At 39.6% G+C, this 17,121-nt stretch carries 16 protein-coding genes and 2 pseudogenes; 4 read left to right on the top strand and 14 right to left on the bottom strand.

From position 1 onward, the window contains the following. Positions 1-8: 8 nt before the first annotated feature. Positions 9-692, bottom strand: a pseudogene (locus tag ACHZA2_RS14830) (transposase). Then, positions 628-1,152: a helix-turn-helix domain-containing protein gene (locus ACHZA2_RS14825; RefSeq protein ID WP_319580349.1), complete on the bottom strand. Its 525-nt coding sequence runs from the start codon at positions 1,150-1,152 to the stop codon at positions 628-630. Before ACHZA2_RS14825 ends, ACHZA2_RS14830 begins: the two are co-directional and overlap by 65 nt. A 758-nt stretch (positions 1,153-1,910) precedes the next feature. On the opposite strand from ACHZA2_RS14825, the pseudogene ACHZA2_RS14820 reads away from it, so the two are divergent. Then, positions 1,911-4,008, top strand: a pseudogene (locus tag ACHZA2_RS14820) (restriction endonuclease). Positions 4,009-4,228: 220 nt separating this feature from the next. On the opposite strand, the gene ACHZA2_RS14815 reads toward ACHZA2_RS14820, so the two are convergent. The 6 genes from ACHZA2_RS14815 to ACHZA2_RS14790 form a co-directional block, all read right to left on the bottom strand. Beyond that, positions 4,229-5,560: an ATP-binding protein gene (locus tag ACHZA2_RS14815; RefSeq protein ID WP_319580346.1), complete on the bottom strand. Its 1,332-nt coding sequence runs from the start codon at positions 5,558-5,560 to the stop codon at positions 4,229-4,231. 59 nt (positions 5,561-5,619) lie between these two features. Continuing rightward, a complete protein-coding gene (locus ACHZA2_RS14810) occupies positions 5,620-5,952 on the bottom strand; it encodes a hypothetical protein (protein ID WP_319580345.1) in 333 nt (110 codons plus the stop codon). Between the two features lie 6 nt (positions 5,953-5,958). Continuing rightward, the gene (locus tag ACHZA2_RS14805) at positions 5,959-7,182 is read right to left on the bottom strand and encodes a DUF4297 family anti-phage-associated protein (RefSeq protein ID WP_319580344.1); all 1,224 of its coding nucleotides are present in this window, start codon (positions 7,180-7,182) and stop codon (positions 5,959-5,961) included. A 227-nt stretch (positions 7,183-7,409) separates the two neighbouring features. Next, on the bottom strand, positions 7,410-8,282 hold the full coding sequence (locus ACHZA2_RS14800; RefSeq protein ID WP_319580343.1) for an AAA family ATPase: 873 nt from the start codon (positions 8,280-8,282) through the stop codon (positions 7,410-7,412). Continuing rightward, positions 8,269-8,763, bottom strand: a complete 495-nt coding sequence (locus tag ACHZA2_RS14795; RefSeq protein ID WP_319580342.1) for a 4Fe-4S dicluster domain-containing protein — start codon at positions 8,761-8,763, stop codon at positions 8,269-8,271. Before ACHZA2_RS14795 ends, ACHZA2_RS14800 begins: the two co-directional genes overlap by 14 nt. Positions 8,764-8,888: 125 nt before the next feature. Next, positions 8,889-9,227: a hypothetical protein gene (locus tag ACHZA2_RS14790; RefSeq protein WP_319580341.1), complete on the bottom strand. Its 339-nt coding sequence runs from the start codon at positions 9,225-9,227 to the stop codon at positions 8,889-8,891. A 31-nt stretch (positions 9,228-9,258) separates the two neighbouring features. Here ACHZA2_RS14790 and ACHZA2_RS14785 point away from each other — a divergent pair, with 31 nt between their 5' ends. The 3 genes from ACHZA2_RS14785 (at position 9,259) to ACHZA2_RS14775 (ending at position 11,809) form a co-directional block, all read left to right on the top strand. Then, the gene (locus ACHZA2_RS14785) at positions 9,259-9,390 is read left to right on the top strand and encodes a hypothetical protein (protein ID WP_319580340.1); all 132 of its coding nucleotides are present in this window, start codon (positions 9,259-9,261) and stop codon (positions 9,388-9,390) included. A gap of 1,549 nt (positions 9,391-10,939) precedes the next feature. Further along, a complete protein-coding gene (locus ACHZA2_RS14780) occupies positions 10,940-11,365 on the top strand; it encodes a hypothetical protein (protein WP_319580339.1) in 426 nt (141 codons plus the stop codon). Positions 11,366-11,608: 243 nt separating this feature from the next. Then, the gene (locus ACHZA2_RS14775; RefSeq protein ID WP_319580338.1) at positions 11,609-11,809 is read left to right on the top strand and encodes a hypothetical protein; all 201 of its coding nucleotides are present in this window, start codon (positions 11,609-11,611) and stop codon (positions 11,807-11,809) included. A 188-nt stretch (positions 11,810-11,997) separates the two neighbouring features. On the opposite strand, the gene scmC is transcribed toward ACHZA2_RS14775, so the two are convergent. The 6 genes from scmC to ACHZA2_RS14745 form a co-directional block, all read right to left on the bottom strand. Then, positions 11,998-12,849, bottom strand: coding sequence for a SynChlorMet cassette protein ScmC (scmC, locus tag ACHZA2_RS14770; protein WP_319580337.1), 852 nt, complete (start codon positions 12,847-12,849; stop codon positions 11,998-12,000). A gap of 25 nt (positions 12,850-12,874) precedes the next feature. Then, a complete protein-coding gene (gene scmF, locus ACHZA2_RS14765) occupies positions 12,875-13,978 on the bottom strand; it encodes a SynChlorMet cassette radical SAM/SPASM protein ScmF (protein ID WP_319538084.1) in 1,104 nt (367 codons plus the stop codon). A gap of 114 nt (positions 13,979-14,092) precedes the next feature. Beyond that, complete coding sequence (gene scmE, locus ACHZA2_RS14760; RefSeq protein ID WP_319580336.1) at positions 14,093-15,202, bottom strand: SynChlorMet cassette radical SAM/SPASM protein ScmE; 1,110 nt, start codon at positions 15,200-15,202, stop codon at positions 14,093-14,095. 9 nt (positions 15,203-15,211) lie between these two features. Next, a complete protein-coding gene (locus ACHZA2_RS14755; protein WP_319538087.1) occupies positions 15,212-15,490 on the bottom strand; it encodes a PqqD family peptide modification chaperone in 279 nt (92 codons plus the stop codon). Continuing rightward, complete coding sequence (locus tag ACHZA2_RS14750; protein ID WP_319580335.1) at positions 15,483-15,698, bottom strand: hypothetical protein; 216 nt, start codon at positions 15,696-15,698, stop codon at positions 15,483-15,485. The genes ACHZA2_RS14755 and ACHZA2_RS14750 overlap by 8 nt, the downstream gene beginning before the upstream one ends. A 519-nt stretch (positions 15,699-16,217) precedes the next feature. Next, entirely contained in the window at positions 16,218-16,499 is a 282-nt protein-coding gene (locus tag ACHZA2_RS14745; protein WP_319538089.1) for a PqqD family peptide modification chaperone, read from the bottom strand. Between the last annotated feature and the right edge of the window lie 622 nt (positions 16,500-17,121).

Genomic DNA, 17,121 nt, shown 5'->3' with positions numbered 1-17,121 from the left:
AATGATCTTTATGAGTCATTAGGCATACTCCAATTTTCAAATACCCCGGTGATGGATCCTGACAATGATTGTAGGGATGGAAAATAGCGATTATGTGTTTCAGAATACCGAGTTTCCTTCCAAACTAATTCTACGGGATTCAACTCCGGACTGTATGGCGGTAAAAAGAAGAGTTCTATTTTCCGTTTATTTTCTTCAAGCCAGGGTTTCAGTAATATCGCATGATGGTATCTTGCGTTATCGATAATGAGTAAAATTTTCTTTTTCTTGGCCCGAAATTGAATTATAGTGTGCTGCAAAAAGAATTAGAATAATGATTCTTATATTGCCATATATTGAGCGTGTTCTGACCCAATATCGGCATTGAACAAGTTTGAATAATTGATTATTATAAAAGCAAATGCAGGATACTATACTTGCTTTAAGTGTTCAAGAAAAGTTTGGGCATTAAAAACCGGATTGATGCTATACACAAATCTTCCATCGTTATTATTGACAGTGCCGAAAACGCTTATTTTATGTCGGGTCGGTTCTTGTTTTACAGTGGGATTTTTGATCTCTTTAGGAATCCACATCCTGCATCTCGTTCCATTTTGCTGGAAGTGACATTCATCTGTGCTCCATACTTCATATTTCCTGCTTTGAATCTTCTGACGTAGTTTTTTTAAAACATTCTTGTTTCTTTTTATCAACTTTAGAACTGATAGGTCGTGGTTTTCTCTGTCTAACTTCCATTTTATGAAAGAGTCTTTGACATTGTCTTACGCTTAAAGTGATACCATATTGGAGTAATATGTGATGACTTAGAAGTTTTCCATCCCAGAGATTTTGATCATACCCTAAATTTTTAGGATCCTGAACAATATCTTTACGAATATCATTCAATTGAGGTTCAGAGAGAGAAGGAGGACGTCCAGTATGGATTTCATCCCTTAATGAATTGAATCCCCCTTTATTGAAGCGATTTACCCAGTTTTCTATTGTAGTGACAGTATGGCCTAACATTTTGGCTGATTCAGAGCAAGAGTATCCCAAAGCAACGAGCAAGACTCCGTGCAAACGGTGATCATATCTTGACTCGTCATTTCTATGAATTTCATTTTGAAGCAAATTTACCATTGATTGGGCATTAATTACGGTTAACCTACGCATAGGGTATTATTCATCCGGCATTATTAATAAAGTATTCCGTCGCTTAGTATAGTATTATAGAGCACCATGTGGGTTTTTTCAGGTTGATTCCCGTACTTCGATGATCTCCCTGATTTCTGATTGCTCAGTTGGGATCTCAAGAGAAGATTCCAAACCATGATGGAACCTATGGGAGATCGATCCCCTCCTCATCACTCTGGTGGGCGGGAAGATACATTGTTAGGGTGGGAGCATCCCGCTCTGTTTAATCACTCCGATCCGTGATTGGACGGACACCCTTGTGCTGTTACACTTCCGGGCGGGAGAGCGGGATCTATACACACACAGTAACTTCAGGTACACGTGGGAGGTGGTCTCTGTACCCCAATTCTCCCGCCCTATTATTATTAAAATTAATTATTTTTTAGATATAGGTATTTCAGTCCTGATTTGGGGTTAAAAGTTAGGCGGGAGGTCCCGCTCTAACCTCAATTCTCCCGCCTTAAGGTAATTATGTTCCTCATCAAATTTTAAACGATAATTTCTATAAATAATTTAAATTGATTCATTATGTTTAAGGATATAAACTCATGCATATATGCTCAATTTTTTAGTTGATGGGAATTCTCGCTTTTTTTAGAGTAATTATTTTATTTATTATATCTTTACAATTAATCCAGATATTTATACTTACCCTTAACGAATTATATAAATTTGGTCAATAAAACAAATTAAGTACTTGTATAAATGTTCAATCCGATTCTCTATATGGATCTATAATGGCAGAATATGATCTTAAATCCCTTTCACCAAGGGAATTTGAATCTCTGGCACAAAGAATTCTACAAGAAGAATTAAAAATATCTTTAAAAAAATATAAACAAGGTCCAGATTTAGGAGTTGATGCATGGGGTGTTTTATCTGATGAAGAAGGAGAGATCATAGTTCAATGTAAACACTATCTTAAATCAGGTTATAGTAAATTAAGAAAAATACTTCAAAAAGAAGAAACAGTGAAAATTAAGATTCACAAACCTAAGAGGTATATTGTTTTTACTTCATGCCCATTAAGTTTTGGAAATGCTGAAGAATTGGTTGAAATATTATCACCGTTTTGTATTGGCAAGCAGGACATATATGGTTTTGATGATATTCAAAGTTTACTTCAAAAATATGAAGATATCGTTAAAGATTTTCCAAGTTTGTGGTATATTAGTGAACAAATATTCCAACAAATTCTAAACCAAAATATCTATTTTTTTACTGAATCTGGAATCGATCAAATTAATTCATTCATAAAACGATTTGTTCGAACAAATAATTATGTTGAAATAAAAAATGCAATAGGAAAAAATAATGTATGCATAGTGAGTGGAGAACCTGGAGTAGGTAAAACAACCATCGCAAAAATATTATCTTTGCATTATCGGTATTTAAATTATGAAGTAATTCAAGTTTCAAAAGATATTGAAGAAGGATTTAGAACATTAAATAAAAATCCACAGTTTTTTTTGTGTGATGATTTTTTGGGCCAATGTTCGATAATAGAAAAGTTATCTAAAAATGAAGAGGATCGATTACTCAACTTTATAGACATAGTACAAAAAAGGGAAAAAAAAATTTCTTTTAACCACTCGGGAACATATTTACAACCAAGCAAATGAGCAATATGAAAAGTTAACCCTTATCAATAGAAAAAATGTGAAAATTATCATTTCATCCTCTGATCTTTCAATTGAAGAAAAAGCAGAAATACTGTATAAACATATTCTTCACTCAAACATAATTTTATCTAAATTTAAAAATTTTATTCTCCGCAAAGAATATTTCCAAATAATTAATCATCAAAATTTTAATCCAAGAATTATTGAACAGGTTATCCTATTAATCAACCTAGAAAATAACATTGGCAGCCAATTTGTAAAATTACTTGATAATCCTATAATCATTTGGGAAAATTCTTTCAGAAACTTACCAAACCCATCAAAATGGTTGTTACTAATATTGGGTACTCTGCCTCATAATATAAAAAGTGAAGAATTGGAAAAAGCATTTTATTTTTACGCTAAATATCAAAAGAAAACCTATCTGCATTCATATTCCAGCGATGATTATTATATTCAATTGAGAGAATTAGAAAATTCATTTATTAAAATATCAAAAATTTGGGATGATAACAATATATCATTCATAAATCCCTCTGTCAAAGATTATGTAATTATATATATCACCTCTCAAAAAAATATAATAAACGATTTAATAAACTCATTATGCTATTTTGAACAATTAACTTACATATGGCAATATCTTTTAAAAATTTTTGAATCTTCTAACAAAATTGAACAAAAAATTATTGAAAATTTTACTAAAGCTGTTGATCAAACAATTAATCAGTTTGATTTAATCACTCCATTATATTTTACTCCCTTTATTTCTTCTAAAACTATGGAAGATAGATTATTATTTTTAATAGAAATTTCCAAAGAAATAAATTCCAAAAAACTAAACAATATTATTCAAAGAGAAATTTATACTATTTGTAATAAATTAGATAAAATTAAACTGAATAAAAAAATTCTTATTCAAATTTCTAGAGAATTAATTGAAAACCAGATTCCCAATATAGATATTTTGAACTTTCAAAAGCAAATAATTACATATCTATTTGATTCTATCTACAATTTAGATGATTATTTACTCTTTTTTTCTATGAGGACAGTTTTTCCTAATTTAATAATGGGAGAATATTATCAAGAATTAGAAGAAAAATTCATTGGAACCTATAAAGGGATTCTTATCCGGAAGAGTGACTATCTAAAAGAATACACTCCTCCTTCTTCATTAGCGTATTTATATGAAAGTTCATCGGTGAAGTAGAAGAGATCCGAGATAATTTAAAAAAGGTATCAAAAGAGCTAAAAATAGATATTACGGATGAATTAGAACATATAGAATCAGAATTAGAGAATTTATATAGATCAGATGTTTCTGAAGATGAAGAAGAAAATGAGATAATTTCTGAATCAACCGATGAGAAATCAGTTACTAAACGGATTATCGAAATGTTTGAAAATTTAGGTTAATTTTCTCATTCAATTTACCATTTATTCATCAATTTATCAAAAGGAATTTCAGCCCATGGCATTTTCCATTTTTCATAGAATGGAATATCATTTGAAAAGGGTTCTGGTTCGGGTTTAGGAATGTATACATATGAAGGCATAATGATTGAATCACCAATCAATAATGCTTCCCCACATTCCAATGATGGTAAGGAAGATACTATATTTCCTAAATTTTCAGGAAGTAAATTCTTGACATAATTTTGATCATCGGGATTACTTATTCTCATCACTATGAAATTATTACATTGTGAAAATATCGTTTCAGAAATTTCAGAGGGCCTTTGGCTTGAGATTAATAAGGTCACTCCATATTTTCGACCTTCTTTGGCAATGCGTTCAATTGATAACCGCGAAGCACGGTATTTTACTAATTCACTTTTGGGTACATATCTATGAGCCTCCTCATAAATAAGCAAGAAAGGATTATTTAATTCAGCGTTTAATTTACGGTAATTATATCCATAATCAAAAATTAATCGAGTAATTAATGAGACGGTAATACTTAAGACTTCAAAAGGAATACCACTTAAATCAAAAATTGTGACATTAGATAAGTGTAATTTGTCATACCCCATTAATTTTCGAATAACATCCTCAAAACATGTTATGCGTGATTTTTCTCCGAAAATAAAATCTAAACGAGGATTCGCGATTTTAGATTGAATTCTCGATACGAATTTATCAATAGTCCCATCAGAATAGGACCCTTTTTTAAATTCGTCTCTCTTTTGTGGCGCAAATTCATATGATTTTTCAGAATATTTTAGATATTTTTCTTCATCTGACAAAAATCTATCATCGACACCATCGATTTTTACACGTGTAGGATCTTTGGCACAGATCGTTTCAATTTGTAAATTTCTAAAACATTGCATTACTTTTTTTATATCGTAATAACAAGGACTATCATAAAATACCCTTTTTGTAGGATTACTCTCTTTTTTATTTACAGTAATTATCGATTGCAAAAGAGAAGCTTGATTGTAATTATTTCGATCACCAACCTCCAAAAAAAGTTCATCCATTTCTTCATCATTCATTAACCAATAAGGCAAAATAAGATCAGATGAAGTGATTATATTAGCCGAAGGAAAAGCAGTTAGATACTCCCCATGAATGTCAAAAATTATTACATGTGTATTATTTAATCCTGAAAAATTACTATCTTTTAAAGAGCAGGCAGTTTGGATGATTTTTGCAATTGCACATGATTTTCCAGATCCTGTTGCACCAACAACGGCGATATGTTTATTGAATAAACGATTTCCGTTAACAGGAACTTCTATGGTTTTTTCTCGGTTCAAGGAACAAAATGTAAATTTTTCTTTATCTTTCCAAGATTCATCATATATCTTTTGGATAATTAATTTAGATGCGGGTATAACGGTTTTTGGGGGATTGCAAGATCATCTCCCCCTCGGATAAATTGACCACTTTCATACAAAATTCCTATCGGAAATGCCTCTACGATATATCTTCGTCGTGGAGTTTGAGATTCAAAAAAAATTTCAATTTGATAATTCTGAATTATTGCAATAATTGAAGCATTATTATTATCAAAGATTTGAAGATAAGAGCCTATTTTGAGAGATGTTTCAGCTAAAGAAAAATCCTCGATTTTATAAATTGAGATTTTTATGTTATCAGGATTTATCGCAATAACTTCTGCATTGATGGTGTCACTATCACAATTCATAAAACCTTAAACAATTAATTTTATCATTTCTAAGTTCTCAATGTATATTTGAATGTGTTTTCCGCATCCTATTTTCTCCAAAGGATTTATCCTATAAAATTCATAAATAATTTTTGTTAAGGAAATTTCTTCTATACATTTTTGAAAAATATCACAATTGTCGATAATTCGTATATGTTTTTTATTAATATTTTTAGGACACTCCATAAATTTTTTTATTTGGAAGTCTGATTGTTTGTGAGGATATCCATCATTAATATGTATATCATCGTCAATTAATTGGTTTTTTATCCGCTGTAAATCATTTAATCTTATATCTTTTAAATATATCACTGGTGTTTTTCGCTCGGATTCAGGCTTATTCTGGCTTATTTTTCCACCCCATTTGTCGATTATTAAAGTAATTACTTGTATTAGATCAATAAAGTCATATTTCGGTAACAATTCAAAAATAAAGAAAAATAAAAAATTGGGCCTATTTGTATATGAGAAATGACTTTTACGCAAATGAGAACAATATTGCTGAGTATTCTTTTCTTTTAAGTACCAAATATTGAATAAAATATGAGTTTTATTTAATGAATTTACAAATTCATCCTTTTTTATAGTTCTCTCATTTACTGTCTTTTTTGTCGCATATTTAAAAATTAAAGAAAAGGCTGTTGGATAGTAGTATTGTTGCGATTCCATTATTGAACAATTAAATTCTTTAGATAAAAAAAATATTACTTCTTGCTTATGTTGCTCATATTGAGAAGTAATTGTTATTTTAAAGTTTTTCAAAAATTGATCCAATTCATCATCTGATAAATCAAGTTTTAATTTGTGATTAATTATTTCAAAATTATTTGTGCTTTTATTTTTTTTCTTTTCAATCAATATCTTATTTAAAAAATTTAAGGAAATTTGGTTTGAATCTTGTTTAGAATCTGAAAAGTGACAATAGAGATTGTAGGTTACATTATCTTTTCTATATTGCGTTCGAGCCTTGAAATCCTGTAACATGTATAATAGTGGTTCACGAACAATTGAAGGAGTAAGAGATTTTGATTCGTAATATTTACATTGATGATAACTTTCAATATCAAAATAGAAAATGTCTATATCTTCAATTCCCTCGATTGTAAGAAAAGAATCTTTTTCCAATCCTAGAATTTTTAAAATTGTTGCATCAAATTGAAAGGCGAAACCCTTAATTGTTGCTGATGCGTTGCGACTTTTTTCAATCATAAAAATTCTATACTATCACTTTCAATACACCTCATATAATCATCAGTAACCATATAAATAATTTGGATAAATATTTTAAAACTTTTAATAATACTAGAAATTTGTATTAAATTTAATTATTTAAAGAGGAAATAAGATTGGATATGATAAGGGAGACTTATTGCCTGATCATTAAAAAAAAATACTGATGAATAAAAATCCTCACTTCGAATTTTTACTCACTCTTTTTAATCCCCCCCATATCTCTCCAACACCTCCTGGATCTCCTCCACACCTTCAGCAAACCCGGACCCGGTCCCGATGATGCCCCTGACATCAGGCTCACATTCCAGCATCTCGGCCTCGTACGGAAGGTAAAACATCCCGGAAAAAAGATCCTTCGTCTCCCCTAAAATCTCATGCACTTTTTCGATATCTTTCTCTGATCTCACTCCGTTCACCACGAGATGAACATATGTGATATCAAGATCCTTTGCCAGTTGCACTGATTTTTTCACGACCTGGACCGCGTTGAACGTCGGATCCGTAACCAGCAATGCCTGACTGAACCCCCGGGCAAGAACCCGGCCGAAATGCTCTACCCCGGCCTGGGTGTCCAGTAAAATAACTTCATTTTTCCGGAGATTGATGTACCGGATCACCGCATCAAGCAGGGTATTCTCCGGACACAGACAGCCGGTGGCAGCCTGAATCACGGTTCCCATCACGAGGATGTTCACCCCGCCGGGCCCTTTCATCCCGAAACGCTCGACCACGTCGGAGACACCCGGATTGAGGGACATCATCAGTCCCCATCCGGCACCGAGACGAGCACCCGTCTTCTCCTCGATATAATTCAGATTCCGGGTGATTGGAATGATCTCATCGGTGACCGGGACACCGATAGCATAGGGCAGATTCATCTGGGGATCCTCGTCCACTGCCAGCGTATTAAATCCGTTTCTGGCAAAAAGATGAGAAAGAATCGCCGTGATCGTGGTCTTCCCGACACCACCCTTTCCGGTGATCACCACCCTGAATCCCTGATCCCGGGATTGAGTCTGCTTCTGCAGTTCATGAACGGTTTCATAGATCCGGGTCTTTCGATCAGGATCTGGCATGATGCGAAAGTCCACCGGTTTTTGCCCGGATTTCGTCCACTGCGATTCGCTTGCTTCTACAGGCAGGACAGAGAAGTCTGAGTTCTTCAGCAATCCCGGGATCCAGGTGTGTCAGGGATTTCTCAAGCAGCTTACGGGGACCGAAATATATTCCACATCCGGTGCACTGCTGGAGTTTTATCCTTGTTCCGGACCATGATTTCATAATACGGGTATCACCCAGATCCTCGATCACGATAGCCCCGGTGGGACAGACCTTTGCACAGGTCCTGCAGCCCTGACAATCCGGATTCTCCTCAAAGAACAGAATATTTGCCACCGTGCTCGGTCCCCGGTTGATGAAGTTGATCGCACTCGCACCCATGATCTCATCGCAGACCCGGACACAGAGCCCGTAGAGGATACATTTTCCCCCGAGCGGATCATCGTGGACGATCGTTTTCAGGAACGGTGTCCTGGTTACGCCGTACCGGGCAGCCATCGTCTTAATTACTTCAGACTTCGGAACCTCCGAAAGATAAAGTTCAAACAGGGTACATCCTTACCTGATAATCTCGGGTGCATCGGTCATGATCTCAAGACCCTCTTCAGCCCGGAGATTGCCTATTATGAGAAGATCTCCTGTTCAATCACATCCCAGAATCTGCTGGTCAGCGTAGCACTGAGGAGATAGACCGGGATCTTCTTGACCAGAGAACATGCATTCCCAAAACTGAGGGTTCTCATCTCGTTCTGAAGTTCCTTATCCATGAAGCAAAACGGGTTCCAGGTCGCCTGACTGAACGAATTGGTCATACAGACTGCTGCCTGCGATTGAGGAAATGATTCTATGGTATCCTCATCAGCCTGTTTGAGAATGCAGATCGCTTTCAGTGGATATGCGAGGGTCGGATTCCAAAAAAGTCCCTCTTCTCCGGCTGCAATTTTACTTGCGGTTGGCAGCACCGATACAAGATATCCTCCGGAGCCATCAGGAATGACAAGACAATTCTCATCACCGGGGGCTGACCAGGGTGGAAGAACCCGCCTGACTGATGTTTATTTTCCTCTTCCGCTTGAACCAGCTAACAGAACTGCCTGCCCATCGTGGACAAGGGTTGCAGCATGAAGAAGAAGGCAATGCTCAGAAAGAAGAATGGTACTGATCCCTACAAACAGCAATTTTACCCCAGATGAGAGGAGTTTAGGATTATCTATTGGTATATCAGGAATTCCTATCCCAATCAGTTTTTGTTTCTGATTAAATACTGTTATCCCAGATACACTGGCTGATACAGGGATTTTTCACAAGGCACCGGTAAAAGATCTCTTTCAGATCCTCGGACAGATGCTCTCAGATCTGTTTTATTGCATCTGCCTTTTCTCAGATATATTCGGTGGTGTCGTAAAGGATAGAGATCCGGGAGTGTAAGATTTGGAGAGTACCCGGTTATCTCACTGTTCACAGTAGAAGAGTCTACGAGAAACTCCCCACGTCGTTATTACCGTTTACACAATAATTCGGATTTGGACCATCGGTGCAATCAAAAGATAGGGTGCCAGTTACTCCATTGCCACACATCGCATTTTGTCCAGACACGGTAGTACCATTCAAACATGTTCTTCCAGTTGCAGTAGATCCATTCCAACACATACTGCCTTTATCGTTTGGGAGTTGTCCAGTATTGCATGCGGTTGATGCAGATTCACCTCCTATACATGAAGAATTTACCCCGTTCCCACCAGAACAATTAGAAGAGAGAAAATTAAGGCCACTAGTACAATCTTTAGATAGAATATCGTCACCAAATCCGGACATTCCTTGAATTGACAGATCAAAAATCGTTGGTTTGATATATTTTTTTCACAACAATAATCTCCCACGAAAGATTGCTCTGAAATGGTACAGAGAACCATTCGCATATTGTGTCTTCATATGTTTCTTCTTCTCGGGTTATAATTTAGGGGATTCTGCGTGTTGCAATATTATTACCTTGCTTATGCATCTATCGGACTACTAGAGCAATCTCATTATGGAGATATAAAGCCGAAAATTGATCCTCTGTGTGACAGGAATGTATGCCTGAATAAAGTGATATATGTGTCCTTTTCTTCCAGATGGAAACGAATGAGGTTGCCCAGTGAGATTCTTCTCACTGGACAACTTCAACACCAATCTCTGTATCAATTCGGCAATTATAAAATCCATCTCTCCAGATAGTATGAAAGAATTCGAACATGACTGCTGATACCATCAAGCGGTGAACACAAATTGACTCAGTACATATCACAGTTATGTTTCTTCTGGTCGTTGCATTCCTGCATAGTACCCACACCAGATTATCACCCCAGTACCCGGTATCACACCGTGATCCGTAAGAGAGTCGTTTCTCAACTCTCAAAACCTGAATAGGAAAGATTCTCATTTGAGATGGGAAATCAGTTCCCGGGGGCTGTCCGCCCTCTCGATCATCCTTCTCGCTTGGGGCCTTTTTCTATCGAAACGGGTCTGGAATGGAATCTTCCCTGATAAAAGAATTTTATCATTATGAGCTTCACCGTCTCTGTCCTGGTCGGATTATCCTTCAGGGAAAACAAGCGGGGAAGGTATTGGTACAGGCATGAAGACGGGAGAGACGACCCCTTACCTAATGAAAAATAATTGAGATGAGTTACAGATGGGAAAGAAACAGTACATTGCACCAAAAATTATCGATCTCTCGATTGAGACAATAACCGGGGTCGGGGCGGGAAATTGCCTTACAGGGGGACAATATACTACCTCTTATTGTCATCATGGTCATGGTACAACCGGCAAATGTGAGTATGGAAATGGTGCTTCAGCAGGCTGTACCTCTGGAGACCTCCCCTATCAGTCGGTAGTATTATGTAAGGTTGGGGGAGGAGCGGGAACAATCTGTGATGATGGGGGATCTGCCAGTGGGGCATTTGGAAAGTGTTCCAATGGAAGTTCTGTTACTGGGTACTGTCTCTTTGTCGGGTCTGCTCCTCTTTCACCAACACCAAGCAACATTTGTGCTCCAGGATCTACCGCTCTTATTTGCTCTTCTGGAAATGATCAGGCTCCCCACGGGAGTTCATAATCACTCATGGTTCACCCCCCTTTTTGTGACATTCATTGACAAGCCGAGAAAGTAACCCAGTTCACCGATTTTTCTTTTTTTCATACATCAATTAACATTACGCGGTTCTTTAAGAAAAATAAGTAGGCATTCAGTGAAGTGAAGGAACACGTTACTGGTGATTGTATGTTAAATCGTCCATTTCTTCTGTTCCTGCCCCCCGAGGTGTATGTGCTTCCGGAAACATAACAGAGAAGGATCCTGATGAGTCAGTTTCCAAAGGTTATGGAGGTCACAGGTTTTCCTCCTCTCCCGATTCCTCCGATACCTTTTTTACTTGATGCGGGAACTCTCTCCTACCGGATGACACAGGACCAGAGTATGACAGATATTGTCCCTGAATTACGGAGAGAGGGTACACTACTACCGACCCATTTTTACTACTTTTTTGTCAATGACACATGAGTAATCGCTTTTATCAAACATTTTCATTTTACAATATGCACAGGCATATTCATCAACTCATTCTGAATCGTTTCCAAAGATTTTAGCGAAAAATATGTGCAAAATTGATGCAGACTCAAAGCGAGAAAACCAGTCTGGAGACCATCATTTCAGAGATTCGTATTACAATTAAGATACAGGTATCCCTTTTATCTGAATAGCTTCTGTTCAATCACTTCCCAGAACCTGCCTGTCAGCGTAGCACTGAGGAGATAGACCGGGATCTCCTTGACCAGAGAGCATGCATTCCCAAAACTGAGGGTTCTCATCTCGTTCTGAAGTTCCTTATCCATGAAGCAAAACTGGTTCCAGGTCGCCTGACTGAACGAATTGGTCATACAGACTGCTGCCTGCGATTGAGGAAATGATTCTATGGTATCCTCATCAGCCTGTTTGAGAATGCAGATCGCTTTCAGTGGATATGCGAGGGTCGGATTCCAAAAAAGTCCCTCTTCTCCGGCTGCAATTTTACTTGCGGTTGGCAGCACCGAGACGAGATATCCTCCGAAGCCATCAGGAATGACAAGACAATTCTCATCGCCGGGGGCTGACCAGGGTGGAGGAACCCGTCGGGCTGATGTTGATTTTCCTCCTCCGCTTGAAGCAGCTAACAGAACTGCCTGCCCATCGTGGACAAGGGTTGCAGCATGAAGAAGAAGGCAATGCTCAGAAAGAAGAATGGCACTAATACCAACCATCAGTAATTTTATCCCAGATGAAAGATGTTCGGGGTAATCTGCGGCAGAATTCGGGATTCCAATCTCAATCAGTTTTTGTTTCTGATTGAGAGCGATCTTCCCATACACACTGCCAAATACCTGCCAGTCTTCAGAACGGATGGGATCTTCAGGTAAGAGCGGAGCAACCGATATCAGTCCGGAGTTGAGAATCTCTCCCGGGGAGAGGGTGAGGAGAGGAGCAATGGCTTCCAGCCACCAGAACCGGTCAGGATCAGCAGTGATCGTCCAGTGATGTTCCCGTGGCAATGAAAGGGTATACATGAAAGATGGTCTTTTTTCCAAACGATCAGTGTACTTGTCCTTCAGCCAGCCTGGTCATCGGGAATACTCCGGCTTTCAGTGCATCTTCACAGAATTTATGGCCGGCCAGAAGATCCTTCTCTACATAGTAATTATTAGCAACACACTGGCCGATACAGACATTCTTCACAAGGCACCGGGAACAGATCCCTTTCAGATCCTTTGGAAGATGCTCACGGATCTCGTTTAATGCGTCTGCTTTCTCCCAGATATCTTTGATCTGATCCCTGGATGCATGACCGAAACAGAGTTCAGGCACACTGGTTCCGATACCACAGAGGGCATAGGTTCCGTCTGAAAGGACTCCGAGTATGGAGAAGATACCACATCGTCCGCAGTTCCCCTGTGGACCATAGAGCGATGAGAGCGATCTGAATGCGAATGGCAGATTCGTCATCAACTGAATCTTCAGTTCCTTTTGGAGCTCGTTCTGCACCCACCGGGAGAGTTCAATCTGTTCCTGCACCGTGACCGTCGCTCCTTCAGCTTCCATCGCTTCGCCTCGTGCAGTCGGGGTGACAAAATTGTATTTAACAGAGCCGGCTCCCATCTCCTGTGCATATTTTGCCAAATCTGCCATTTCACCTTTGTTTCTGCCGGCAACAGCCATGATCACCTGAGGATGGATTCCGGTCTCTACGAGGGTTTTCACTCCCTGGCTTACCCGATCAAAGGATCCCTTCACTCCCCGCATCCACTCATGAGATTCACGGTTCCCGTCGATACTAATGGAAATAAACGAACCAGGACAGGATTTTATCAGGTCTGCGATATGTGGAGTAACTGCTACTCCGTTTGACTCGATGGTCAGATGGAGATGCTGATCCCTGATGAACCGGAGCATCGGGATGATGTCAGGGTGAATGAGGGGTTCTCCTCCGGTGAGTTTCACTCCCGAGAGGCCGATTTCTTTTGCTTCAGTTACGATCTTTTTGAAGAGATCGAACGGGAGAGCTTTCTGAGACCGGTCAGAGTGTTCAAAGGTCGGTGCGATCCAGCAGTGACGGCAGGCCATGTTGCAGTCACCGGTGAGATAAAAGTACAACATCCCAAGAGGAGGGACGGTTTTTGTTATTGTCTCTTCAGTCATAGGAATCGGGTATCATCGGCATTCAAAGGTCGAAATAACTCATAACGATGAAAATTATTATTTTATGTAATAATTTTGCAATTTTTTATATGATGGGGGGATTTTGAAGAGAGATCACGGAATACTGACGATTCGTCCTCCCTCTGCAAGGAACTTCTTTAGACATCCGCCCGGACTGGGGACATAGACATCACCGGTTCGTGAATACCCGTCTGCAGGACAGTTTCCGGTGCAGGCCATCCGGTACCCGCAATCTGCACAATCCGGAAATGTCGAAAGAGGGATGGTATACCGTTGCCGGAGACGGTTGAATTCTGGATGGTTCTGCCAGACATCGAGGAGTTTATGCTGATTGATCTTCCCAAGTTCAATCTGGGAAAGCATCCCGCAGGGAACATAGGTCCCGTCCGGTCTGACTGCCATCTTACTCCACATGCATCCGCAACCAGTAAGGTACCCCCGGCCAGGGATGGGTCGGTCCTCAATCCGTGCCTGCTCCATCTCCTGGTAGTTTCTTCCTTGTGCAAGTGGTCCGGCAGCTGCGGTAATCCGGTTGTTGTACCGTTTCGCAAGCTGGAGGATCTTCTCCATTGCAATACAGGTCTCTGCCGGAGTAAGGCTCACTTCTTCCTCGTTTTCCCGGGCAAGTCCCTGATAACTGGCACTATTGGTTGAAATGGATCCCATTCCGATCTCATCCAGGAGCAGATGAGCAATGTTTTCGAGATCATCCAGGTTGTACCGGTGAATAGTAACCCGTGAGGTTACCTGCACTCCGGCATCCTGCAGGGTTTTAATTCCCTGGATTGCCCCATCAAATGCCCCGGTACCCCGAAGACGATCATGCACGGCTGCACAGGATCCATCAACCGATACCTGGACATAGTTACATCGTCCGGTCGATGCGATGAACGTTGCAATATCAGGGGTGATCAGACCACCATTGGAGAGGACAGCAAACCGCATCTTGTTTGCAACAATCCCCTCAATCATCTCCCTCAGATCTTCCTTGATAAACGGTTCTCCTCCGCCGATGGTGATCTCCATGATCCCCACATTCCCGCATTCTTCAAAGAAAATTCTCCATCCGGATGCAGGAATTTCTCCCCCGGTATCTGCAGGACTGGTCCGGTGAAAGCAGTACTTGCATTTCAGGTTGCAACGGGAGGTGATATCGATGTCAATGGACTTGGGAGTTTTCATGACCCTGCGGTTTTCGGTCATAATCCTCCGTCATCCGGCCTGAGCGTATCCGAGCCGTACAATCTGATCACAGAAGTTTTTAATATCTTCAGTCAGATCGTCAGGGAGGTTCTCGTATTCATCCTGAATCGCTGCAATGATTCCATTCAGATCTTTGCCTTCGCTCAGGGATTTCCAAATGGTAACCCCGGTAGGTGTCAGGCCGACGGCCTTTCCGGTATCAGGGTTGAACAGGAGTGCCCAGTCATCAAACTCTTCGCGGAGTGAGATCTGAGATCCTGGTGTTGGGATTGAAATCTGGTTAGTCATGATGAAAAAAGTCCGGGTTGTCCATTGCCAGAACTGCATACATTAGAATTTTCATTACCATTACGACAATAACTGGTGGTTCGCCCTCCTCCGGAGTAACATACTGAAGGTGAAACCCCAGTACTGCACACACTCCGGTTCGTAGTTCCCTCACGAGCACACATGGTGGCGGTATGGTTGGGCATATTACCAGCAGGATTGCATGCATCAGTTACAGCACCACCAAAACTAGTACAACCGGTATGTGCTCCACTTCCGGTACTACACCAGGAACTCCTAAACATATACTCCATCATTGCATTCTTTCGCCCCGATCCCGGTAACACCTTCTATACTCAGATCGATTACCAGTGGCTTTTCATATGATTTCTTTACCATGTTAAACCCTGATTATAAACCTATATTTAGGACCGCTTTCAAAATCAGTCAGAACTGATATACTCTAAGTAATAATTATCCGAATAAGGAGGAATAATAATATCGATTTGATTTTCGATATAGTAGATATGATAATCGCGTATGATTACTTATGGGGTTTCTATTTACAGATCTCCCATCTTCGTAAATACATTATGCATTATCTGATTCGACCTCCATGTACCAAAAATCATGCCCGAATTGTCTGGTGAAAGCAGTACTTGAATTTCAGGTTGCACCGGGAGGTGATATCGATATCAATGGACTTTGGGGTCTTCATGACCCTGCGGTTCTCGGTCATGATCTTGTATTATCCGGCCTGGGCGTATCCGAGCCGTACAATCTGATCACAGAAATTTTTGATATCTTCAGTCAGATCATCAGGGAGGTTCTCGTATTCATCCTGAATCGCTGCAATGATTCCATTCAGATCTTTGCCTTCGCTCAGGGATTTCCAGATGGTAACCCCGGTCGGGGTCAGGCCAACGGCCTTTCCGGTATCAGGGTTAAAGAGGAGTGCCCAGTCATCAAACTCTTCGCGGAGTGAGATCTGAGATTCTGGTGTTGGGATTGAAATCTGGTTAGTCATCATGAAAAATGTTGGAGTTGTCCATAGCCACTACGGCATAAAAGAGAATTTGTATTACCATAAGGTTCACACATAGGTTTTTGTTGGTCAAATCCGGCGTAACATATTGAGGGTGTACCCCCATCACCACAGAAATTCCGGTTCGCAGAGTTCCCAATCATATTACAAACTCCCTGTTTATTTGAAAGCCCAGGAGTACACATGGTGCCGGTATAGTTGGGCGTCCAACCTTCATCGCATGCACTCGTTACAGTATCACCAATATTACAACTGGTTTGTGCTCCTAATCCGGCATTACACCCGGAACTACTAACATGTAATCCATGATTGCATTCTTTCGCCCCGATCCCGGTAGCGCCTTCTATACTCAGATCGATCACAATGGGCTTTCCATATGATTTTTTTGCCATGTTAACCCTGATTATAAACTTATATTAAGGACCTTTTTCAAGATCAGTCAGAACTGATATACTCAAGTTATAGTTATTTAGGCACGTAGGAATAACGATATCGATTTGATTTTCGATACCATAGTTTGATAATCGGGTATGATTACTCATGGGGTTCCGATTTGCAGATCTCCCATCCTCGGAAATAGATTATGCATTATCTGATTCGACCTCCA

The sequence above is a fragment of the uncultured Methanospirillum sp. genome, from assembly GCF_963668415.2.
Lineage (GTDB): Archaea > Halobacteriota > Methanomicrobia > Methanomicrobiales > Methanospirillaceae > Methanospirillum.
The sequence above is the reverse complement of the archived record's forward strand: the minus strand, read 5'-3'. Positions and strand labels throughout refer to the sequence as shown.